Genomic DNA, 21,942 nt, shown 5'->3' with positions numbered 1-21,942 from the left:
ATCACCTATGAGAAAATTATTTTTTGGGTTCTTACTGCTTTGTGCATGTAACATTCATGCACAAAGTAATAGTCAAAAACCTAATGTTGTCTTTATAATTTCAGATCAGCATAAATTAGAAGAAACCGGAGCATACGGAAGCCAAAGGTCAATTACACCAAATATTGATGAACTAGCCAAAACAGGGGTAATGTTTAATAACGCTTACACACCCGCTCCTGTTTGTGCACCTGCAAGGGCATCATTGGTTACCGGTATGTATCCCTATGCCAATGGTGCCATATATCATAAAGCTCCAGTAACTATGCCCAATGGGAAAGTTAAAAATCTAGGTAGTGGGTACCTTAGGGAAACTGGTTATCATGAGGGCATTGTTACCTTAGCAGATGTGTTTAAAGAGCAAGGGTATGTGTCGGCTTCACCAGGTAAAATGCATGTGCACGGTGAACTCCAAAAAGATGTAGACGAAGACCATAAGGAAGGAAATGATATGGGCTTTGATGAAATTGGCCTAAGGTATTATACATACTTCCCTGGCGGCCATTATGAAGATGAAGTGGGTGAAGATACCTATATGCGTTACAGACAATTTAAGAAGTATGGGAAAACCTATAAGGGAGGCTCTATGCATCTTAATGAGGAATATGTGCCTACTCTTGTTAAGAATGATGAGGATAACTTTGATATGGTGGTGGCACGAAAATCTGTGGAGTTTATCAATAAAAGAGCAGAAGATGGCAAAAACTTCTTCTTACATGTAGGTTTTGAAAAACCGCATGCCCCATTTACAACTACCCAAACGTATTTGGATATGCATACGCCCTCTGAATATCAATTACCTGAAACTTATGATGACTGGTATAAAAAAGGTAAATACCCTTGGGTGCCAAATTGGGTACATTCAGGAATTCCTAAAAACCTTGAAAAAGCTCAAAATGTGATGGCTGCCTACAATGCTTGTATTACAGAAATGGATGATATGGTAGGAAGAGTAGTCAATGCCTTAAAGGAGAAAGGGCTTTATGACAACACTATTATTATCTACACTACAGATCATGGAGAGCATTTATTTGAACATGGTTTAAGAGGAAAACACAATATGTATGAAGATGCTGTAAATGTGCCATTCATTGTATCGTATCCAAAATTATTTAAAGGGAATACAATCAATAATTCCATTGTTAGTTTTATAGATTTAATGCCAACATTGGCAGAATTAATTAATGGTAAAACTCCAGAAACCGCGCAAGGTGTTTCTTTATTAGATGTATTAACTAAGGGAGAGGAGTTAAAAGACAGAGTTGTGTATTCGGAATTTAGGGGAGGAGATTACAAATTGTTGCCAGGAGCTAGAAATGTGCCGTCTAGAATGATGCGAAAAGGCGATTATAAATTTGTTTACACCCATGGCATTATAGATCAATTATATAACATTAAGACAGATCCAGATGAATTGAATAATCTAATTTTTGATGATAATTACAAAACAATTTATCAGGACATGTATTTTCAAACATTGGCCGGATGGCAGTTTCAAGAGTATTCGCCTATTGAAGTTTCCCTAAAAAAGAAAAAAATGAAATGGGAAAAATCGGATGCCTTTAAAATCTATGCGATATATTATTCCGCATCAGACAATATAAAGGAGGCTCGTTTAATTCTAGACAATATTGCTGAAAATAGTTTTGAACCTAAAGAGAAAGGCTATTATTGGTTGGTTGCAAGACCCAAACTCTCTAAAACATCAAAATTTTATGGAGATGATATACCTGTTGCAGTTGAAAATTATAGTTATACGCTCCCTATATCTGACATATTGAAATTTGATTAATAGCAAACTTTAATGTTTTATTAGTTTTAAAAAACCGGGATAATATGAGAAGAATAAATTTAATTGCAAGTTTAAAGGTCGTTCTCTATCTCGGTTTTTTTTTCTTATCCATGAATCTATACTCGCAAGAAAAACCAAATATTATTTTTATTCTGGCCGATGATTTAGGCTATGGAGACCTAAGCTGCTACGGAGCCAAGGACCTTAAAACACCCCAAATAGATAAACTGACCCAACATGGAGTCAAGTTTACAAGAGCATATGCCAACAGTACTGTATGTTCACCCAGTAGAGCCTCTATCCTTACGGGAAATTACCCAGATATGGTTGGTGTTCCAGGAGTAATTAGGGATATGCCTGACAATACCTGGGGAAACTTAAAAGACGATGTAATTACACTCCCTGAAGCCTTACAAAAATTAAACTATAATACGGCACTTATAGGAAAATGGCACTTAGGTTATAAAAGTCCCGATTTGCCCAACAACAGAGGGTTTGACTATTTTAAAGGCTTTGTGGGGGATATGATGGACGATTATTACACTCACAAAAGAGCAGGTGTAAATTGGATGCGGGAAAATGCAAGAGAAATAAACCCTAATGGGCACGCCACAGATTTGTTTACAAATTGGACTTTAGATTATTTACAAAAACAAAAGAAATCCGACAAACCATTTTTTCTTTTTTTAACATACAATGCCCCTCATGACCCCGTGCAACCCCCAATGGAGTGGTTAAATAGTATTCAAAAAAGGGAAAAGAATACACCTCTTAAAAGACAAAAAATGATTGCTTTTGTTGAACATCTGGATTTTAATATTGGTAGGATTTTAGAGCATTTAAAAAGGACTCAATTAGATAAAAACACTATTGTGGTTTTTACTTCAGATAATGGTGGAGCCTTAAACTATGGAGCAAATAACCAACCTTTTTCTGGAGGGAAAGGCGATATGTTAGAAGGAGGTATTAGAATTCCTTGTATTGTTAAACTACCCAACCAATCAATATCTAGGGTTATTGATACACCTTTACTGCTAATGGATTTTTATCCAACCTTGTTAAAGTTTGCTGGAGAAGGAGAGATTAATTCAGAATTACCTTCAAGAAGCATAGTACCACTTCATGGTCTAACAAACTCAGAAGATTCCAGAAATATGGTTTGGGTACGAAGAGAAGGTCATAAGTTTGGAGGTAGGGCTTATTATACCATTTCAGATGGAAGGTATAAATTACTTCAAAACAATCCTTTTTCAGAATATAAGCTATTTGATTTGGTCCATGATCCAAAAGAGACAATTCCCTTGGATAATCCTCAAATAAAACAAAAATTAAAGAAAGCTCTGGCTAAACATATACAGACAGCCGGTAGTATATCGTGGCAATAAGCATTTCGTCCTATATGGTTAGATGTTCAACCTTTATGAACAGCATTAAAACCTCTTTTTTTTGTCTTGTAAATATCTTGCAGGAACAATAATCTATAAATTAAAAATATTGATAATGAGGAAATTAAAATTGCTATTAGCATGTATGACTTTTTTTATTGCTCTTGGAGTAAATGCACAAGTAAAACCAGAAAAAAAGGCAAAGAAAATTGCTAATGAAATGACCGAGGTCTTATCCTTAGATAAACAAGAATCTAAAGCTATTTACAAAATTCAATTAGAACGCTTCAAAGAAGGAGAGGCTATTAAAAAGGAATATGCTAACCAACCAGAAGTTAAAAAGCAAAAGCTTAATAAATTGGGAAGTAAAGTTTATAACCAATTAAAGGACTATTTGGGTATGGATAGTTTAAAAAAATGGAAGTCCCATAAAAAAAATAATTAACTAAAAACTAAATATGATGAAACAAACAATTACTTTTTTATTACTAGCTGTATTTACAGCAGTACTTACAGCGCAAACCGTAAATATTCAAGGAGATCCTTATACAGGGAATCCCTATGCAACAATTACAGACGCTATAACGGCATCAAATGACGGAGATGTTATATTAATTACAGGAGTACATACAGAGCCAATTTCTTTTGATAAAAGTATTACTCTTAGAGGAACAGACCCAACAACAGATATTATTCAAGCTGCAGCTTCTGCATCTTCAGACGGAACGGGTAGTAGAGTTATAAGCGTAGGTGAAGGTGCCCTTACCATTACTATAGAAAACCTTGGAATTAGATATGGAAATGATGCCAATAATGGTGGTGGAATTAATGTTGACAAAGTTACAGGTCTAATAACATTAAAGAATTTAATAATTGAGGATAATTACACCGCAAAAAATGGTGGTGGTTTAAGTTTTGCAGGTACAAATGCAGATGTTATTGAATGTACAGTAAAGAATAATACATCAACTTTAGATGGTGGTGGTATTATAGCAGCGCCTAATAATGGAGCGGCTATAAATTGTACTGTAAATGTAAAGCAGTCTTTGGTAGATAGTAATACAGGTAGAAATGGTGGCGCAATCTATATCAACGGAAATAAAGATTTTGGAGATGATTATACTATCGATGTTAATATTGAAAATAGCACCATATCCAATAACAATGCCACGAGTGCAGGTAGTGGAGCCGGTGGAGGAGCTGTTTGGTGTAAAGTAGCACAATATGTAGGAGCGACAGCAGGACTTGGGAATATTAACTTGAATTTAGTACATGCTACAGTATATAACAACTCGCACGTTAATCTTACTAAAAGTGGATTCCGTTTTACAGGACCAGCTGGAGTTACAACTAATTTTAGTGCTTTTAATTCTATTATAGTTTCATTTGGTGACGATGTAGCTACAAAAGCTATAAATTTTGCCAATGCTAATTTAACCAATATGGTAAACTGTATTCTTGGTGGTCTAGAAGGAGCAGCAGGTTCATTAGCCATCATCGATGAAGCAGCAAAAAATAACCAAAAAGGCAGAACAGCTAACCAAGCAGGTTTATCAGGCACTTTATCTGATGAAGGTGGTAAAACTCAGGTTATTACAATAGCAGAGTCTAGTACAGCAGATGATTATTGTACTGCTGCTACAGGAGTTGCTATACCAGCCATAGATCAAAGAGGGTATTTAAGAGAAAGCACAAATGATGCTGGTGCCTATGAAAATGGAGGTACTTTATCATTAAGCATCGATGAATTTAATAGAGTTTCTGTTAAATTATTTCCAAACCCTGCTCAAGAGTTTGTTAAGATTGATGGTGTAAATAGCATTAAAGAGCTTAGGGTATATTCTGTTCTTGGAGCTTTAGAAAAAGTAGTATATAATCAAGATGAAATTGATGTGTCAGACTTAGCAAGAGGCGTTCATTTAATTTCAATATTAGATGAGAATAATTTTAAAATAACAAAGCGTCTTATAGTAAAGTAGTTTTAGTTTAGTTGTTAGAGATATAGCCCCATTAACCTTATAAATTTAATATTTAGTTGTACTAAGTATAGGTTAATGGGCTCTCTTTTTTGTGCAAATTAGTTGCTTACAAACAATTGCAAAACTTATAAGATTAATCATTGGTTCTCTTTAATTAAAAGGTATATAATACACTCTCAAACTTTTAATGTCAATGTTTCGGTTCAATATCTGTATTTGCATATTGTTGTATGCTACTATTGCCTATGGCCAAAAAGAAGCTGCTAACTGGTATTTTGGTAAAAAAGCTGGTGTGAGTTTTACAGAACCTGGTCCTCAAGCATTGTTAAATGGTAGACTTGACACTAATGAGGGATGTGCCACAATCTCAAACAATAAAGGAGAACTTTTATTTTATACAGATGGTATTACGGTTTGGAATAGAAATCATAACGTGATGCTTAACGGTCAAAGTTTATTGGGAGATCCTTCGAGTTCACAATCGGCTATTATTGTACCCAAGCCTAAGTCAAATTCAATATATTACATATTTACCGTAGCTGCTACTGCAGGTAATGATGGTCTTAGGTATTCAGAAGTAGATATGAATCTAGATAATGGAAAAGGAGCCATTACTAATGTCAAGAATGTTTTATTGACAACACCTAGTACAGAGAAAATTACGGCAGTACAGCATGCAAATGGTCTGGACTTTTGGGTAATTGCCCATGCATGGAACAATGCTAATTTTCTGTCTTACAGGATAACAGAATCTGGTGTCTCCACTAGTCCTGTTATATCGAGTGTTGGCAGTATACATAATGGGGATGCAGGAAATAGTATTGGTTATATGAAGGCATCACCCAATGGTAAAAAAGTGGCTTTGGCCAAATGGAATATTGATAGCGTAGTAGAAATATTTGATTTTGACGCTAATACAGGAATATTGACTAAGCCAATTACTATTGATAATGTGTTTGGTAAAGAACAGAAAACAGGTGCTTACGGCATAGAGTTTTCACCAAATAGCAAAGTACTTTATGTTTCAGATGTAAATCTGAATAATTCATCCTCTAAGCTATATCAATTTGATTTATCCAATTCAGATAAGCAAAGTATATTGGATTCTAGTACCATTATATATTCTGGTAGTGATATATTATCGGCAATACAGCTTGCAATAGATAGAAAACTGTATATATCTAACACAGTATCATCGTATTTAGATGTTATCGAATATCCAAACACGATAGGTTTTGCATGCAATTATAACAATCAAGGTCTAAGCCTAAATAGAAGGATTACTATTTTTGGCTTGCCACCATTTATACAATCCTTTTTTGTTGCTAAAATAGAAGCCAATAATGTTTGCCTCGGAAATGTTAATAGCTTTAAAATAGATACTGATGAACCCATTGATGAAATTAATTGGGATTTTGGAGATGGCGTTACCTCTAATGTACAAAGCCCGGAACATGTCTATGAGTTTTCCGGGGTTTATACCGTTAATGCAACCATAATTTCTATGGCCAATACATATAATTTAACCACCCAAGTAGAGATTTTTGATAACCCAAAAATTGAAATGCAAACAGAGTACTTTATTTGTGATGCACAGCCTATAAAATTATCCCTTAACACAACTCACGATGCTTATTTATGGTCTACTGGTGAAACAAAATCAGAAATTACAATCGATACACCCGGGAGTTACAAAATTACCGTTTTTGACAGCTATTCAGGTAGTTCTGTTTTTTGTGAATCATCATTAGATATTAGGGTAATTGAATCGGGAATGCCTAAATCAATTCAAATAGACACTGTAGATTGGACCCGAAACAACAATTCAATAATTATTCAAGCGGAAGGGATAGGACAATATGAGTATTCATTGGATAATGAAAACTATCAGAGTAGCAATAGGTTCGACAATTTATCTTCGGGAGACTACATCATTTATATAAGGGATTCAAATGGTTGTGGCGTTTTAGAGGAAGAAGTATATCTATTGGACTACCCAAAATTTTTTACCCCCAATGGTGATGGTGTGCATGACTTATGGAATATTCGTTTTGCTGAAACCGAGCCCAGTATTTCAATCCAAATATTTGATAGGTACGGTAAACTATTAAAAGCTTTTGACCAAAACTCCACAGGTTGGGATGGTACATTTAACGGAGCCATTATGCCCACTGATGGATATTGGTTTGTGGTTAATAGACCAAGTAAAAATAAGATTTACAAGGGGCATTTCACATTGAAGAGATAATAAAAATAGCAAAACTATTATGATGAGTATACTAGGGACAATATCAGTATTATTGGTGCTAAATTTTCTTTTATTAACATTTAGTTGCAACAAAGATTAAGCATATAAAAATTTATGTATGTTAAAATTTAAAGAAAAATTTTAGACCTTATAAACTCAAGGTTTTCTTAACATTTCAATACTTAATTATAGTACTTTGAATATAACCAAGTGAGTCCTTAAATTTATTTAATAATGCAAATGAATATTTTAAAACATAGTTTATTACTAACATTATTATTAATTATTGCATCTTGTACTGAAGAAGGTGATTTAACAAATAGCATCAGCGAAAATGAGTTGCTTGATTATAAGGAATTATTAAATTTATCTTATGGTGAAAGTAGTAATCAAACATACGATATTTATCTTCCAGAAGGGAGAAATGAGGACACCAAAGTGATAATACTAGTTCATGGAGGTGGCTGGAATTCTGGTGACAAAAGTAGCATGTTGCCATTAATTAATCTTTATAAAGTTGATTTTCCAGAGGTAGCGCTTGTAAATATTAATTATAGATTATCCGATGAGGACAATCCACCCTATCCAATGCAAATAAATGATATAACAACAATTGTAGATGATTTAAAATCAAAGAAAGATGACTATGTGATTTCTAATGAATATGGGTTTCTCGGGATTAGTGCTGGTGGTCATTTGTCACTACTATGGAGCTATAGTTTCGATATTGATAATAATGTAAAAATGGTTGCTTCTATAGTGGGACCAACAAATTTTACGGATCCTGCGTATTTGAATAATACAAATCCTATACTGCAAGAGTTGTTAGATTCTTATGGTGTAAATACTACAATCTCTTTTTTAGAGGAAGTAAGTCCTGTTCATCAAGCTAAAACAACTTCACCTCCAACAATTCATTTTTATGGAGGTCAAGACCCTTTAATACCAGTTAGTCAGGGAACTAATTTAAGAGATAAATTAAATTCACTAAATGTAAATAATGATTACACACTTTATCCTGATGCGGGTCATGGTTGGGGAGGAACAGAATTACTAGATACTTGGAGTAAATTAAAGACCTTTACTGAAACTCAACTATTATGAAATGGATTACTAGGTATAACCTAATATGTATTTTAACTCTTTTCATAGTAAGCTGTAAAGATACTAGGACTAAAATAAATGAAGATAATTCACATGCTAAAGCTCCAGATGGTATGGTTTGGATACCTGGAGGAGTATTTGAACAGGGAGCAACAAGTAATGATAATATGACAATGCATCATGAAAAACCAAGGCACACAGTTAAAGTAGATGGGTTTTTTATGGATGTAATGGAGGTTACCAATAAACAGTTTGCAAAATTCGTAGAAGAGACCGGTTATATTACAACAGCAGAAAGAGCCATAGATTGGGAAGATATGAAATTGCAAGTTCCAGAGGGAACACCAAAACCACATGACTCCATATTACAACCTGGTTCTTTAACCTTTAAAAAAACAAAATCAACTGTTCCTAACCTTTATGATTTTTCACAGTGGTGGCATTGGACAATAGGAGCAAATTGGAAAAACCCTAGCGGTAAAGGAAGTACTATAACTAATAAAGATAACTACCCTGTAGTTCATGTTTCATTTGAAGATACCCAAGCTTACTGTCAATGGGCAGGTAGAAGGTTACCTACAGAGGCCGAATGGGAATATGCAGCTAGAGGCGGTGTACATAATACAATTTACTTTTGGGGAAATAATAAGGACATGCTTCATAAAAATGCAAACACTTGGGAAGGTGAATTTCCCGTAAAGAACTTAAAGCTAGATGGCTATGAAAGATTAGCTCCTGTAGGTTCATATAGCCCAAACAAGTATGGATTATATGACGTTTCTGGAAATGTTTGGGAATGGACCAGTGATTGGTACAATCTTAATTATTACCAAAAGCTTTTTAATAGCAATACTATAGCTGATAACCCAGGGGGAGCAACAGAACATTATAATCCTAATAATCCCTACAATATGGAAAAGGTTATTAAAGGAGGTTCTTTTTTATGCAGTGACTCCTATTGTGCAAGTTATAGGGTTTCTGCTCGTATGGCCACTAGTATGGATTCTTCTATGGAACATTTAGGGTTTAGAACAGTACTTGATTTACATAAATAAAATAGTAATTAATATATAAAAAATAAATATTCCAAATGGATCAAAAAATTTTAGACCGTATAAACACATGGTTAACCCCAACTTTTGATGAAGACACTCAGCAATTTATTAAAGATAGTATTGCTAACAATCCAAAAGACATTCAAGAAAGCTTTTACAAAGATTTAGAATTTGGTACAGGCGGTATGCGTGGTGTTATGGGTGTTGGTACCAACAGAATAAATAAATATACTTTAGGTAAAAGTACTCAAGGTTTAAGTAATTATTTAAAAACGTCTTTCCCAGGCGAAAAACTTAAAACAGTTATTGCCTATGATTGCAGACACAACAGTAAAACATTAGCTAAAGTTGTAGCAGATGTGTTTTCGGCTAACTGTATTGAAGTATTTCTTTTTGAAGATTTACGCCCTACACCAGAATTATCATTTGCTGTTAGACATTTAAATTGTCATTGCGGTATCGTGTTAACGGCCTCACATAATCCACCAGAATATAACGGGTATAAAGTATATTGGCAAGATGGTGGACAATTGGTGCCTCCACATGACGAAGCCGTTATAAATACTATTAATGATTTAGACTATGCCGACATTAAATTTGAAGCTAATGATGGTTTAATCAATTTTATCAGTGCTGATATTGATAACGTTTTTATTGAGGCTTCAGTAAAAAATGGTAGTTTAAATACACCTCAAGAAGCAAAGGATACTATTAATATTGTTTTCACGTCGCTTCATGGTACTTCTATCACTGCGGTTCCTGAGACGTTAAAACGTGCCGGATATAAAAATGTACACATAGTAAAGGAACAAGAAACTCCAGATGGTGATTTCCCTACGGTAGAATCTCCAAACCCGGAAGAACCAGCTGCCTTGAAAATGGCCTTAGAATTAGCTGATAAAGTTGATGCTGATATTGTTATTGGTACCGATCCGGATTGTGACAGACTTGGTGTAGCCGTTAGAGACCTTAATAATGAATTAGTGCTTTTAAACGGAAATCAAACCATGGTTATGATGACCGATTTTCTTTTAAAGCAATGGAAAGCACAAGGAAAAATTCAAGGGAAAGAATTTATTGCCTCAACCATAGTTTCAACACCTATGCTTTCTAAAATGGCTAATGCTTATAGTGTGGATAGTAAAATAGTTTTAACAGGTTTTAAATGGATAGCTAAACTTATTAAAGACTACCCGGAATTAGACTTTATTGGTGGTGGTGAAGAAAGTTTTGGTTTTATGGTAGGCGACTTTGTAAGAGATAAAGACTCCGTTACCTCAACACTTTTAGCTGTAGAAATTGCTGCTCAAGCCAAATCCCAAGGTAGTTCTGTTTACCAAGAACTTATTAAACTCTATGTAGAGCATGGTTGTTATAAAGAAAAGTTAGTATCACTAACCAAAAAAGGCATTGAAGGTGCTGAAGAAATAAAACAAATGATGGTGGATGCCAGAGAAAACCCACTTAGTATAGTAAACGGTTCTAAAGTTGTTAAAATAGAAGACTATCAATTATCAACTTCAAAAAATATGCTTACAGGAGAAGAAAGTGCACTGGATATTCCAAAATCTAATGTGCTTATTTATTACACAGAAGATGGTAGTAAAGTAGCATTAAGACCAAGTGGAACTGAACCTAAAATAAAATTCTATGTAAGTGTAAATGATACTTTAAAATCTGTTTCAGAATTCAAAACTCTTGAAGGAGCTTTAGATTCCAAAGTAGAAACCATTTTAAAAGACATGAAACTTATTTAATGAAGTTTTTTAGGCAAATACTCAAGTTTGCAACACCATATAAAAGTTATGCTGTTTTATAATATATGGTTTTATAGATATAATTATATTTGATTAAATTTATTATCCTTTAAACTTCAAGGAGGCCTTACTTTGTTATATGGTTTTAAATAGATTAAAAGTCAAAATGAGATATGTAGAATTAGTTTGTTTAGGCTTACTATTTGTTCATAATTCATTATTGGCTCAATTGCAAAATACTTCAGGGATACCATTTATTAAAAATTTCACGGAGGCAGAAACAATAAGTGATTTAGAAATATTTGATATTTCGCAAGGAGGTAAGGGAGAAATGTATTTTGCTACACGAAAAGGGTTGTTGGTATATGATGGAATACGTTGGAAAAATTATGCTTCTGGATTAGAGTCTGATTTACGAGCTATTTTGTATAAAGATGATGGGCACATCTATACGTCTGGACACGGCGGTTTTGGCTATTGGTCCGAAAATAGCAAAGGTATTTTAGAGTATACAAGTTTATTTTTTAAACAACCAGAAAAGGATGATTTTTTACTCCCTGTTTTTTCAAGAATAGAAGAAATTGATAACAAGATTTTATTTCAAACATTTCAGCAAATACATATTTATAACCCTGAGACGAATGATATTGAATCCATGGGGGCTATTAGAGGCTTTAAGGTGCTGTTTGAATCTAAAAATCGGGCTTTGATTCAAGACTCTGGAGCTTTATTTGAAATAAAGAATAAACAATTATTGCTAATTGATGAGACCAATTTTAAACAATTACATATTGTTGATGTATTTGTTCAATCTCCTAATAAGTTTTTAATTATAACAAAAAACAAAGGATCTTGGACTATTGATAATGGTAGGTTAAGAAAGAATGACTGGGAAGCAAATGATATTTTAGAAAAACATTTAGTAAATAATGTACAAGAATTTGAAGGGAATAAACTTGTTATTGGCACAGTAAGAGGGGGGCTTTACATAGTTTCCACAGAAGGCAAAATTATTTTACATATAGATAAAAGAAATGGTATTTCTAATAACTCTATTAGAAAGGTTTTTGTGGATGCAAATAATAACTTATGGCTAAGTATGAATAATGGGTTAAGTTATGCTCAAATAAATAGCTATACAAGCTACCTTATAGATAATGAAGGTGAATTTGGAACGGTATATTCAAGTTTTTTAAAAGATTCTTTATTGTATTTAGGAACCAATCAAGGTCTTTTTGTTAAAGATTTTTATAATCAAAGATCAATTCCCAAACTCATTGAGGAAGAAGTTGGTCAAATTTGGACTATTAAGGAGCTTGATAATCAAATTTTGGTTGGGTCACATCAAGGAATATCCATAATTAAAAATAAAAAATTAGAAACCTTACACGTTGAAGGAGGGGCATGGATATTTAGAAAGCATCCAAAATATGATGAAGTTTATTGATATCTAGTTCACTTAAAAAATCTCGTTCCACGGCCTTCCATTTAGCCTTCCAATGAAAAAAGGGATCTTTGTCAATCCAGTTATTGGCATAGGCAATTCTTATAATCTTCTTGAAATTGGTTAAGTATTTTGTAATTGTGTTCTGATTACCTATATCTTTTGTTTTTAAAAAGTATTCAAAGCCATTTATAAATTTTAAATCTACCTCCCGCACAAAAATATCTTCAGTTTTATATTCGCTTTTGATATAGTTTTTCAGATGATTTGAGGTTCTTACATAACGTTTGTAGCAACCAAAGGAATAACTTTTACCAACTAGCTTTTCAATTTGGTCATTGTGTTCCTTAAAAATTTGAATTAGAGTTTTCCTTTCATCATCCTTATTAAGAAATTTGTTTTTTATCATTATTGCCGTATAGGGCTTATCCTCAAGTATGAATTTTTCTTGAATATTGTATAGTTTGACTTTAATTGAATTAATATACTTATTAAGCTGAAAGGCTTCTTCGGTATTTCCGTTGAGTTTTCCCGATACAGAATTCCATTTCATGGGATCAACTTTACGGTTTATACTTATTTCACACCTTTTACCATTAACTGTAATCCTGAGATAAATTGAAGCTTTTCCATTCTTGTTTAGGTTATTATTTCCTTTTGGATAGAACAGAATTGAAAATCGATTGTCCATATTTTGATTTTTATGTTAATAATTTACAATTTTTACAGTTAAATTCAAATTATAAATTATTAAAAATCAACTAATTAACCCTTAATCGGTGAGTAGTTGTAAAAAATCAAAACTACTCACCGAATAACGCACCTATTTAATGCGAATAATTGATATCAATTGAAAGTAAATAAAATGAAAAAGCCCAAAAACATTGAGTTTTCAGGCTTTTTGAATAATCTTGAAGAGATTCTAGTGACCGGGCTGGGGCTCGAACCCAGGACCCTCTCCTTAAAAGGGAGATGCTCTACCAACTGAGCTACCAGGTCATAATTTCAATACTAACAAATTCCCGTTAGCGGGTGCAAATATAAAATGTTTAATTAATAAAACAATACTTTTTTTGAAGAAATTTTCGTTTTTTTGCAGCACTTTATCGTATGTTTTTAATAATCAATTTATAGCGCAAAATGATATTAGTTTTAATTGGATATATGGCTTCTGGTAAGACCAGTGTAGGGAAAAAATTGGCTAGAAAATTGAATTATGATTTTGTAGATTTAGATGATTTTATAGAAGAAAAGGAGCAATTATCTGTTTCTGAAGTTTTTAAAGTAAAAGGAGAAATTTATTTTAGAAAGCAAGAAGCTAGATATCTTAATGAATTACTAAATCTTGATTCAAATTTTCTTTTATCTGTCGGAGGTGGTACACCCTGTTATAGTGGTAATATGGATCGAATTTTAAAAGCAAAAAACGTAAAAAGTATTTATTTAAAGGCTTCAATTTCGACGTTGGTTAAAAAACTCATGAAGAAAAAAGCGACACGACCGCTAATCGCTCATATTGATAACGAAAAAGATATGACGGAATTTATTGGAAAGCATTTGTTTGAACGCCTACCGTTTTATAACCAAGCTGAAATTAAAATTGCCATTGATCATAAATTAAAGGATGAGATTGTAGAAGATATTGTATTAGAATTATTCTAAAACCGCTTCAAAAGTTTTACCTTCTAAAAATACATTAATATGCTCTTTTAGGGATGTTGACAATGAGATGCCTTTAAAATCTGCTTTTACGGGATATTTTTTATGATTTCTGTTTACAAGTACAGCTGTTTTGAACTGTTTTAAAGGAACATTCAAAAAATGTTTAACACCATATATTAACGTTGTCCCTGAATTTAAAACATCATCAACCAAAACAAGTGATTTGTTTTCATATTCTGAGGAAGGAATTGATGTTTTTATTTCTGCCAATGGATTCTTTTTGTCAATACTAACTTTACAAAGAACAGGAGAGATATCAGAAATCTTTGTCAAAGCTATTTTTAATTTCTTTGCTAGTATATAACCATTACTATCAATGCCAGCTAAAATAATTTCATCTTCGTTCACGTTGTTCTCATATATTTGAAAAGCAATGCGTCTTATTTTATTGGTTATTTCGCTATGATTTAAAATCACACTATTTTTAACTGTCATGTAAACTTATTATTAAATTCAAGTATAAAATTACTCATTTTTATCTGTAAAGTCATCAATGTCCCTTCTATCTTTTTTAGTTGGTCTACCTACACCTTTTTTTCGATAATAATCCTTAGCGTATTTTAGAAGTTCTTGCGCTTCAAAAGCTTCTTTTGGTGTAGTATCAATTCTGTAAATATCCACCAATTTAGCTCCAACTCGACTTTCTGGAATATCATTTACAGTCAATTTGTATTGAATTTGATTTTTGCGTAATTCAATTTTATCTTGAGGATAAACCTCTCTACTGGGCTTAACAATTTCACCATTAACTCTAACGTGCCCTTTTTTACATGCAGTAGTAGCAAGGGTTCTTGTTTTAAAATATCTTATACACCATAAATACTTGTCTATTCGCATACAATTATTGTAAAAACTACGTTAATGTTGTTGTGCAAAACTATATTAAAATTGTATCTTGCGCCCCAAAAATAACAATAATGAGAATAGGAAAGGTTTGTTTGTTTATAATATGTGTACTACTCATTTTTTGGTCTTGTAATAATGATGATGGCAATAACAATTTTACTGTCATAGAACTAAGAGATAGAGATGAAGTACAACAAGAAGATATGGATTCTCTAAATCTGTATTTAGCAACTCATTATTATAATTCTGGTGATTTTGTTGGTAATTTTAATCCACATTTAGGAGATATTGTTATTACAGAACTTGCTGAAGGAGAAACTGATGCTCCAGCAAATCACACCATGTTAAATGATGCCGTTGGTGATCCTATTTCTTTAGTTTTTGCTGAGACAGACTATCAATATTACCTTTTAAATTTGAATCAAGGAGGAGGCACAGAATCTCCTAATTTTGCTGATAATGTTCGCCTTAGTTATGAAGGCTTTTTATTAGATGGAAGCGTTTTTGACAGTGCAATTACCCCTGTTGATTTCGATTTAGTGTCGTTAATCCCTGGATGGCGAAAGGTGATTCCTCAGTTTAATACTTCTGAATCATTTATGGAACTAGGTGATGGCTCAGTTGATTTTGTTAATAATGGTTTAGGTATTATGTTCTTGCCATCAGGGTTGGCTTATTTTGCTAGTGCACAGGGTATTATAGGTGTGTATACTCCAATAATATTTAAATTTGAGTTGTATCAAGCTTTTGAAAATGATCATGATAACGACGGCATCCCATCCTATTTGGAGGATTTAAATGGCGATGGTGAATTCACTCTAAATACGGATGCAGAGACTTTGGATGGGGATGATACAGATAACGATGGAGCTCCCAATTATTTTGATCCAGATGATGATGGAGATGGAGTATTGACCATTAATGAGGATTCAAATGGAGATGGCGATCCAACCAACGATATTGGAAAGAACGGAATACCAAAATATTTAGATCCTGAAGAGACAGAATCTAACGAATCATAACTTCATTTCTTTTAGTTTTTAAAACTAAAAAAACCAATACCGATAAAATTCCAAAAATGGAAAACCCTATAAACAAGGGTAATACTGAGGTTTTAATAAAGCCTCCTATGTAGTTGGCAATTGGAACAGCCATAACTGTAGAAATAAAACCGTTTATAGCAGCGCCTATACCAGCAATATGACCTAGAGGTTGCATAGCCAATGCTCTTAAATTTCCAAATAAAAAACCAACCGCAAAAAATTGCAAACCAAAAAAGCTAAGTAAAATATAAATACTTGGGTTGTTTCCAGACCAGTAAAGAAATACATATAGAAAGGAAATGATTGTGTAGGCTATAGATGCATTATATGCAATACGCCACATACCAAACTTAACAACAAACTTGCTGTTTAAGAACGTAGCTAAACCAACAGAAATAGCTAAACTAGCAAAGATGTAAGGAAACAGTTCCCCCAATTGATATTGTTCCTGAAAAATTTGCTGAGAGGTACTTAAATAGACCATAAATGATCCTGTAATAAAACCTGAAACAAAAGTAAAAGCAACAGCTTCTTTATATTTAAAAAATTCTTTTGTACCATCTATAAAAAGATGTGATGAAAATTTAATGCGGTTTTTAGGGGCTAGTGTTTCAGGTTGTCTTAGCCAAAACCAAAACATTATTAGGACACCAAAAATCAAATTCACATAAAAAATAGATTTCCAGCTGAAATAATTTATTAAAAACTGACCCAGAGTTGGTGCAACAACTGGAACCAGAATAAAGAACATGACTACAATGGATACTATTTTAGCCATATAGTCACCACTGTAAGAGTCTCTAATCATAGACAACGTTAAGCTTCTAGGAGAAGATAATCCAATGCCCTGTAAAACACGCCCAATAATCATAATTTCAAAACTTTTTGTAGTAACACAAATTATGCTAGCAATTATAAAAACTATAAATCCAATATAAACAATTGGTTTGCGACCAAAACTATCGGAAAGAGGTCCAAAAACAAGCTGTCCAAATCCTAGGCCTAAAAAAATCATCGTTATAAGCAATTGATTATCGCTAGTGTTCACCACCGATACATATTCTCCAATATTAGGAAGCGCCGGAAGAAGTGCATCAATGGACAGTGCAACAATAGACATTAATGATGCCATAAGGGCAATAAATTCTAGCTTGAAAGAATTCTGATTTTGCATTTTTCAAAAGTACATTTTATTAAAGTATTAAAATGTTATACTTTATCTAATTAAGAAATAATAATATTGTTAAATTTGATAGACACACATTAAATCATGAATTCGGAAGTTTTAATTAAAATACTTGAAAGAGATTTAAATAAGTTGAAAGATGAACTTAACACATATACAAGTGAAGAAAGTCTGTGGTTGCTTCCAAAAGGAATAAATAATTCAGCAGGTAATTTAGTATTGCATATAGTTGGTAATTTAAACCATTTTATTGGTGCTATTCTTGGAAATACTGGATATATTAGAAAAAGAGATTTAGAATTTTCGCAGAAAAATATTCCTAGAAGCATAATTCTTACTAAGATAGATGAAACGATTGGTGTAGTGGAAGAAACATTAAAGAAGCTCACATCAAGCGACTTAATAAAAGCATATCCATTGTTAGTTTTTAAAGAACCTATGACCACAGCTTATTTTTTGTCTCATTTAGCATCTCACTTAGCGTATCATGTGGGGCAAATAAATTATCACAGAAGATTACTCAATTTATAATGGTAGATAAAAAAAAGGCTCAAAATCTGTTAAACTATATCGGTAAGTACGTTATTCTGACTCCAGAAGAGGAATTAAGTTTACTGTCACACATATCTTATAGAAAATATTTAAAGGGACAATACATTATTCAACAAGGTGATGTTTGTAAATATGAATGCTTCGTCATTTCTGGGTGCACAAAAATGTTTCATATGGATCACTTAGGGCAGGAGCATATAATTATGTTTGCAATTGAAGATTGGTGGACATCAGACATGGGAAGTTTTATTTCTCAAACAGAAGCCGACTTTAATGTACAATGTGTTGAAAATACTGAACTCATTATGTTTCATCGTGATATTATTGAGAAGCTTTACGAGGAAATACCCAAGCTTGAACGTTTTTTTAGGCAAATTGTGGAGCGGGCATTAGTAGCATCGCAAAAACGAATTGTTAGAAGCTTTAGTTTAACAGCTCGGGAAAGGTACTTATTTTTCAAAAATCAATATCCTGAAATTGAACAACGCATACCACAATATATGATTGCTTCTTACCTTGGAATCACCAAAGAATTTTTAAGTAAAATTAAGAGTCAAATAACATTGAACTCATAAATATTAAACTAGTTTAACATTTTTTTATAACCTAGTTTATTTTCACTTAAATTGTTATTCAAGATATTTGTAATATAAATTTTAATAAATAAAACAATTATTATGAAGAGTAAAATGAAAAATGTTACAATTTTAATGCTGGTTGCAATGGTTACGTTCTCTTTCACTGCTATCCGTGAGGTGAAGAAAGAAATTAAAACAGATAAAAGTACTGTTGTTTGGAAAGGTTACAAAGTAACAGGTTCTCATGAGGGAACTATTTCAATCAAATCAGGTGATTTATTATTTGATGAAGATAAATTAACAGGGGGAAATTTTGTTATAGACATGGCGTCAATTACCGTTACAGATTTAGAAGGCGATTATAAAGGGAAATTAGAGGGGCATTTAAAATCAGATGATTTCTTTGGTGTAGCTAATCATCCAACTGCATCTTTAGTATTTACAAATGTTGAGTCTTCAGGCAAAAACAGTTATAATGTTACTGGTGATCTCAGCATAAAAGGAATTACACATCCAATTGATTTTAGTATCTCAATTTATGGAAGCAAAGCAACAGCATCTCTAAAAATTGATAGATCCAAATATGATGTTAAATATGGGTCTACAAGCTTTTTTGATGGCCTAAAAGATAAAGCTATTTATGATGAATTCGATTTAGTGTCAGATTTAGAATTCTAATAAGATGTTATTTTTATGTAAGTTAAAAAGTGTTCAATTTTGAGCACTTTTTTTATTTAGCGAATTGTTGAAAATCTATTAGGTATAATGTTAAACCCTTCTTAAACCCAATAATTGATATCTATAGTTGATTATTTTTATGGCTAATATTTAAATCACAGAACATGCCGTCTAAATTTATTTTGTCTTTGTTAGTTATAATTTATTTTGTTTTAAAAAGTCAATCTCAAGAAATGAGTTTTGAAGATTACAATCCAAAATCTACTTTAGTGGTTCCTGGGGAGGTCATAAAAAAAGCAAAATTTCCATTCATTGATGTTCACGGTCATCAATATAGAATGGCAACTCAAGATTTAGCGCCAGTTGTCGCTGCCATGGATACACTTAATATGAAAGTGATGGTAAATTTAAGTGGACGTTCAGGAGATAACTTAAAACAGGCTGTAAAAAATGTTAAAACCAATTACCCTAATAGATTTGTTGTTTTTGCTAATGTAGATTTCAATGGAGCAGGAGCAGAGGGTTGGATTGAAAAAACAGTTGCACAATTAAGAGCCGATGTTAAAAATGGTGCCAAAGGGTTAAAAGTTTATAAAAGTCTTGGTATGTATAATAAAGATGTACATGGTAGGCGATTGGCAATAGATGATAAACGATTAGAACCAATTTGGGAGACTTGCGGAGAGTTAGGTGTTCCAGTTTTAATTCATGCTGCTGATCCAAAATCGTTTTGGGAACCATTTGATGGAGATAACGAACGTTGGTTAGAACTTAAGACACGACCAAGGAGAAAACGCGGACCAAACAATCCAGCGCCATGGGAACAAATAATAGCAGAGCAGCATAATATGTTTAAAAAGCACTCAAACACGACTTTTATTAACGCACACATGGGGTGGTATGCTAATAACTTAGGAAAACTAGGGAAGCTTCTAGATGAAATCCCAAATATGAATGTAGGCATAGGTGCTATAATAGCTGAATTAGGAAGGCAACCTAGATTTGCCAAAGCATTCTTTATAAAATATCAGAATCGTATTCTTTTTGGTAAAGACAGTTGGAAGCCTGAGGAATTTCCAACCTATTTTAGAGTACTTGAAAGTGATGATGAATATTTTCCATACCATAAAAAATATCATGCATTTTGGGCAATGTATGGACTAGACTTACCAGATGAGGTTTTAAAAAAAGTATATTATAAAAATGCACTTAGGATTGTGCCAGGAATTGATAAGTCTTTATTTAAAGAATAGTGGCTTTTATTTAAGAAATTTAATGTAAATATAGAACAAAGCAAAACCAGTTAAAAAAGAAATTCCTAAGTAGCTAATAAGTTTCATATGTACTTTTGGTGTAGCTACTTCGCCTATGTATTTCTTACCAACTAACTTAAAATTTGCAATAGCCACTAGAGGAGCTATTAGAAATGAAATAGTTGTAGCTAAATCTATGAGGTTCTTAAATTCACCCATAAAGAAAGCCGTAATAGAAAAAGACCCTAAAGCTAATATGATTAGTGATATTATGTAAATTCTTTTAGAGTTTGTTTTTTCTTCTGGAAAAAATAAGATTTTTGAAGAGTGCTGTAATACTCTTGAGTAACCATCAAAAACGCCAATGCTCGTTCCTAGCATTATTGAAAAAGCCGCAATGGCGATTATTAAATAACTCCAATTTCCTATTGTGGAGGTGTACAATTCTATTACACTACTTGCAAATCCTGCACTACTTTTAGGAAGAACTGTTCCTGTTCCAAAAACCAAAAAGGCACCCATAGTAACAAAACAAATGGATAGAAAAGCAGCAATCCAATATCCAAGATTGAAATCAAATAAATTTTCTTTCAATGTAGGATGGTAATTAGTGGATTTTATTTTTTCAACAACCCAGAGACTAGTCCAGCATGACATATCCAAAGCTGTAGGCATCCATCCCATTAAGGCAATTATAAATAGAATGCCAACATCATCAAAAATATCTAAAGGTGAAAAACTAGATTCATGTTCACTTGGACCATTGATAAGCGTTAAAATGAAAACAATTAACGTAGAAATAAAGAGAATAATTCCAATAAGTTTTATCAAACTATCTAACACACTAAACTTTCCAGTAAGCAATGCTCCGGTACTAACAATAAAAACTATAACCACTGGAAAAAGCTTAAACGAAGGATAAATTGAAGATAGCCCAAATAAATTATCCATAAATCCAGCAGTTACTATACTAACTGCCGCAGTAACAAAAAACATAGAAGCTATGGTTACAAGAAAATAAATCCAAATAACAGGTTTGCCTAATTTTTTATATCCATCAATAAGTGTTTCTCCAGTAGCATTAGCGTATCGAACGGCGTATTCAAAGAATGGAAATTTTAGAATGTTAGTAATTATAATAATTCCTAAAAGTGCAAAGCCATAATTAGCCCCAGCACGAGTACTTTGTACCAAATGAGAAACTCCAATAGCTGTACTCGCAAATAATATTCCTGGTCCTAAGGTTTTTTTTAGTTTACTCCAATTCATATAACTATTTAC

20 protein-coding genes and 1 tRNA gene are annotated in these 21,942 nt (G+C 32.7%); 15 read left to right on the top strand and 6 right to left on the bottom strand.

The window, feature by feature from the left end; translation table 11 throughout:
* Nucleotides 1-7 precede the first annotated feature (7 nt).
* The 9 genes from FEF17_RS13225 (at nucleotide 8) to FEF17_RS13185 (ending at nucleotide 12,806) form a co-directional block, all read left to right on the top strand.
* Nucleotides 8-1,831, top strand: coding sequence for a sulfatase family protein (locus FEF17_RS13225; RefSeq protein WP_139002890.1), 1,824 nt, complete (start codon nucleotides 8-10; stop codon nucleotides 1,829-1,831).
* 44 nt (nucleotides 1,832-1,875) lie between these two features.
* On the top strand, nucleotides 1,876-3,216 hold the full coding sequence (locus tag FEF17_RS13220; protein WP_139002889.1) for a sulfatase family protein: 1,341 nt from the start codon (nucleotides 1,876-1,878) through the stop codon (nucleotides 3,214-3,216).
* 115 nt (nucleotides 3,217-3,331) lie between these two features.
* The gene (locus FEF17_RS13215) at nucleotides 3,332-3,661 is read left to right on the top strand and encodes a hypothetical protein (protein WP_139002888.1); all 330 of its coding nucleotides are present in this window, start codon (nucleotides 3,332-3,334) and stop codon (nucleotides 3,659-3,661) included.
* Between the two features lie 13 nt (nucleotides 3,662-3,674).
* Nucleotides 3,675-5,195, top strand: coding sequence for a T9SS type A sorting domain-containing protein (locus tag FEF17_RS13210; protein ID WP_139002887.1), 1,521 nt, complete (start codon nucleotides 3,675-3,677; stop codon nucleotides 5,193-5,195).
* Between the two features lie 193 nt (nucleotides 5,196-5,388).
* Nucleotides 5,389-7,443, top strand: a complete 2,055-nt coding sequence (locus FEF17_RS13205) for a T9SS type B sorting domain-containing protein (protein ID WP_170181012.1) — start codon at nucleotides 5,389-5,391, stop codon at nucleotides 7,441-7,443.
* Between the two features lie 240 nt (nucleotides 7,444-7,683).
* Nucleotides 7,684-8,547 carry an alpha/beta hydrolase gene (locus FEF17_RS13200; RefSeq protein WP_139002885.1) on the top strand — a complete coding sequence of 288 codons (864 nt, stop codon included), beginning with the start codon at nucleotides 7,684-7,686 and terminating at the stop codon, nucleotides 8,545-8,547.
* The gene (locus FEF17_RS13195) at nucleotides 8,544-9,602 is read left to right on the top strand and encodes a formylglycine-generating enzyme family protein (protein WP_139002884.1); all 1,059 of its coding nucleotides are present in this window, start codon (nucleotides 8,544-8,546) and stop codon (nucleotides 9,600-9,602) included. Before FEF17_RS13200 ends, FEF17_RS13195 begins: the two co-directional genes overlap by 4 nt.
* A 35-nt stretch (nucleotides 9,603-9,637) precedes the next feature.
* On the top strand, nucleotides 9,638-11,359 hold the full coding sequence (locus FEF17_RS13190) for a phospho-sugar mutase (RefSeq protein WP_139002883.1): 1,722 nt from the start codon (nucleotides 9,638-9,640) through the stop codon (nucleotides 11,357-11,359).
* A 166-nt stretch (nucleotides 11,360-11,525) separates the two neighbouring features.
* Nucleotides 11,526-12,806 (top strand): ligand-binding sensor domain-containing protein, encoded by a 1,281-nt coding sequence (locus tag FEF17_RS13185; RefSeq protein ID WP_139002882.1) that lies wholly within the window; start codon nucleotides 11,526-11,528, stop codon nucleotides 12,804-12,806.
* Here FEF17_RS13185 and FEF17_RS13180 read toward each other — a convergent pair.
* Nucleotides 12,772-13,494 (bottom strand): phage integrase SAM-like domain and Arm DNA-binding domain-containing protein, encoded by a 723-nt coding sequence (locus FEF17_RS13180; RefSeq protein ID WP_139002881.1) that lies wholly within the window; start codon nucleotides 13,492-13,494, stop codon nucleotides 12,772-12,774. The genes FEF17_RS13185 and FEF17_RS13180 overlap by 35 nt on opposite strands.
* 235 nt (nucleotides 13,495-13,729) lie before the next feature.
* A tRNA-Lys gene (locus FEF17_RS13175) sits at nucleotides 13,730-13,802 on the bottom strand.
* 141 nt (nucleotides 13,803-13,943) lie between these two features.
* Between FEF17_RS13175 and FEF17_RS13170 the strand changes: the two genes are divergently transcribed.
* Nucleotides 13,944-14,465 (top strand): shikimate kinase, encoded by a 522-nt coding sequence (locus tag FEF17_RS13170; protein WP_139002880.1) that lies wholly within the window; start codon nucleotides 13,944-13,946, stop codon nucleotides 14,463-14,465.
* On the opposite strand, the gene FEF17_RS13165 is transcribed toward FEF17_RS13170, so the two are convergent.
* Nucleotides 14,457-14,960, bottom strand: coding sequence for a phosphoribosyltransferase family protein (locus tag FEF17_RS13165; protein WP_139002879.1), 504 nt, complete (start codon nucleotides 14,958-14,960; stop codon nucleotides 14,457-14,459). The two genes, FEF17_RS13170 and FEF17_RS13165, sit on opposite strands and share 9 nt — an antisense overlap.
* Before the next feature lie 30 nt (nucleotides 14,961-14,990).
* A complete protein-coding gene (locus FEF17_RS13160) occupies nucleotides 14,991-15,362 on the bottom strand; it encodes an RNA-binding S4 domain-containing protein (protein WP_139002878.1) in 372 nt (123 codons plus the stop codon).
* An 80-nt stretch (nucleotides 15,363-15,442) separates the two neighbouring features.
* Here FEF17_RS13160 and FEF17_RS13155 point away from each other — a divergent pair, with 80 nt between their 5' ends.
* Complete coding sequence (locus FEF17_RS13155; RefSeq protein WP_139002877.1) at nucleotides 15,443-16,393, top strand: FKBP-type peptidyl-prolyl cis-trans isomerase; 951 nt, start codon at nucleotides 15,443-15,445, stop codon at nucleotides 16,391-16,393.
* On the opposite strand, the gene FEF17_RS13150 is transcribed toward FEF17_RS13155, so the two are convergent.
* Nucleotides 16,380-17,588, bottom strand: coding sequence for a multidrug effflux MFS transporter (locus FEF17_RS13150; protein WP_139002876.1), 1,209 nt, complete (start codon nucleotides 17,586-17,588; stop codon nucleotides 16,380-16,382). The genes FEF17_RS13155 and FEF17_RS13150 overlap by 14 nt on opposite strands.
* 96 nt (nucleotides 17,589-17,684) lie before the next feature.
* Between FEF17_RS13150 and FEF17_RS13145 the strand changes: the two genes are divergently transcribed.
* The 4 genes from FEF17_RS13145 (at nucleotide 17,685) to FEF17_RS13130 (ending at nucleotide 20,661) form a co-directional block, all read left to right on the top strand.
* Nucleotides 17,685-18,131 carry a DinB family protein gene (locus FEF17_RS13145; RefSeq protein WP_139002875.1) on the top strand — a complete coding sequence of 149 codons (447 nt, stop codon included), beginning with the start codon at nucleotides 17,685-17,687 and terminating at the stop codon, nucleotides 18,129-18,131.
* Nucleotides 18,131-18,727 (top strand): Crp/Fnr family transcriptional regulator, encoded by a 597-nt coding sequence (locus FEF17_RS13140; protein WP_139002874.1) that lies wholly within the window; start codon nucleotides 18,131-18,133, stop codon nucleotides 18,725-18,727. The genes FEF17_RS13145 and FEF17_RS13140 overlap by 1 nt, the downstream gene beginning before the upstream one ends.
* 102 nt (nucleotides 18,728-18,829) lie before the next feature.
* On the top strand, nucleotides 18,830-19,408 hold the full coding sequence (locus FEF17_RS13135) for a YceI family protein (protein WP_139002873.1): 579 nt from the start codon (nucleotides 18,830-18,832) through the stop codon (nucleotides 19,406-19,408).
* Between the two features lie 164 nt (nucleotides 19,409-19,572).
* Entirely contained in the window at nucleotides 19,573-20,661 is a 1,089-nt protein-coding gene (locus tag FEF17_RS13130) for an amidohydrolase family protein (protein WP_139002872.1), read from the top strand.
* 6 nt (nucleotides 20,662-20,667) lie between these two features.
* Here FEF17_RS13130 and FEF17_RS13125 read toward each other — a convergent pair whose 3' ends face one another.
* Complete coding sequence (locus FEF17_RS13125) at nucleotides 20,668-21,930, bottom strand: NRAMP family divalent metal transporter (protein ID WP_139002871.1); 1,263 nt, start codon at nucleotides 21,928-21,930, stop codon at nucleotides 20,668-20,670.
* Between the last annotated feature and the right edge of the window lie 12 nt (nucleotides 21,931-21,942).

It is taken from the genome of Hyunsoonleella aestuarii (assembly GCF_006148925.1).
GTDB lineage: Bacteria > Bacteroidota > Bacteroidia > Flavobacteriales > Flavobacteriaceae > Algibacter_D > Algibacter_D aestuarii.
This window is presented reverse-complemented; position numbering and strand designations above follow the sequence as displayed.

What these genes read in the sequence shown, in the direction of transcription:
- FEF17_RS13225 (WP_139002890.1), top strand. Translation starts at nt 8, where the DNA reads ATGAGAAAATTATTTTTTGGGTTCTTACTGCTTTGTGCATGTAACATT.
- FEF17_RS13220 (WP_139002889.1), top strand. Translation starts at nt 1,876, where the DNA reads ATGAGAAGAATAAATTTAATTGCAAGTTTAAAGGTCGTTCTCTATCTC.
- FEF17_RS13215 (WP_139002888.1), top strand. Translation starts at nt 3,332, where the DNA reads ATGAGGAAATTAAAATTGCTATTAGCATGTATGACTTTTTTTATTGCT.
- FEF17_RS13210 (WP_139002887.1), top strand. Translation starts at nt 3,675, where the DNA reads ATGATGAAACAAACAATTACTTTTTTATTACTAGCTGTATTTACAGCA.
- FEF17_RS13205 (WP_170181012.1), top strand. Translation starts at nt 5,389, where the DNA reads ATGTTTCGGTTCAATATCTGTATTTGCATATTGTTGTATGCTACTATT.
- FEF17_RS13200 (WP_139002885.1), top strand. Translation starts at nt 7,684, where the DNA reads ATGAATATTTTAAAACATAGTTTATTACTAACATTATTATTAATTATT.
- FEF17_RS13195 (WP_139002884.1), top strand. Translation starts at nt 8,544, where the DNA reads ATGAAATGGATTACTAGGTATAACCTAATATGTATTTTAACTCTTTTC.
- FEF17_RS13190 (WP_139002883.1), top strand. Translation starts at nt 9,638, where the DNA reads ATGGATCAAAAAATTTTAGACCGTATAAACACATGGTTAACCCCAACT.
- FEF17_RS13185 (WP_139002882.1), top strand. Translation starts at nt 11,526, where the DNA reads ATGAGATATGTAGAATTAGTTTGTTTAGGCTTACTATTTGTTCATAAT.
- FEF17_RS13180 (WP_139002881.1), bottom strand. Translation starts at nt 13,494, where the DNA reads ATGGACAATCGATTTTCAATTCTGTTCTATCCAAAAGGAAATAATAAC.
- FEF17_RS13170 (WP_139002880.1), top strand. Translation starts at nt 13,944, where the DNA reads ATGATATTAGTTTTAATTGGATATATGGCTTCTGGTAAGACCAGTGTA.
- FEF17_RS13165 (WP_139002879.1), bottom strand. Translation starts at nt 14,960, where the DNA reads ATGACAGTTAAAAATAGTGTGATTTTAAATCATAGCGAAATAACCAAT.
- FEF17_RS13160 (WP_139002878.1), bottom strand. Translation starts at nt 15,362, where the DNA reads ATGCGAATAGACAAGTATTTATGGTGTATAAGATATTTTAAAACAAGA.
- FEF17_RS13155 (WP_139002877.1), top strand. Translation starts at nt 15,443, where the DNA reads ATGAGAATAGGAAAGGTTTGTTTGTTTATAATATGTGTACTACTCATT.
- FEF17_RS13150 (WP_139002876.1), bottom strand. Translation starts at nt 17,588, where the DNA reads ATGCAAAATCAGAATTCTTTCAAGCTAGAATTTATTGCCCTTATGGCA.
- FEF17_RS13145 (WP_139002875.1), top strand. Translation starts at nt 17,685, where the DNA reads ATGAATTCGGAAGTTTTAATTAAAATACTTGAAAGAGATTTAAATAAG.
- FEF17_RS13140 (WP_139002874.1), top strand. Translation starts at nt 18,131, where the DNA reads ATGGTAGATAAAAAAAAGGCTCAAAATCTGTTAAACTATATCGGTAAG.
- FEF17_RS13135 (WP_139002873.1), top strand. Translation starts at nt 18,830, where the DNA reads ATGAAGAGTAAAATGAAAAATGTTACAATTTTAATGCTGGTTGCAATG.
- FEF17_RS13130 (WP_139002872.1), top strand. Translation starts at nt 19,573, where the DNA reads ATGCCGTCTAAATTTATTTTGTCTTTGTTAGTTATAATTTATTTTGTT.
- FEF17_RS13125 (WP_139002871.1), bottom strand. Translation starts at nt 21,930, where the DNA reads ATGAATTGGAGTAAACTAAAAAAAACCTTAGGACCAGGAATATTATTT.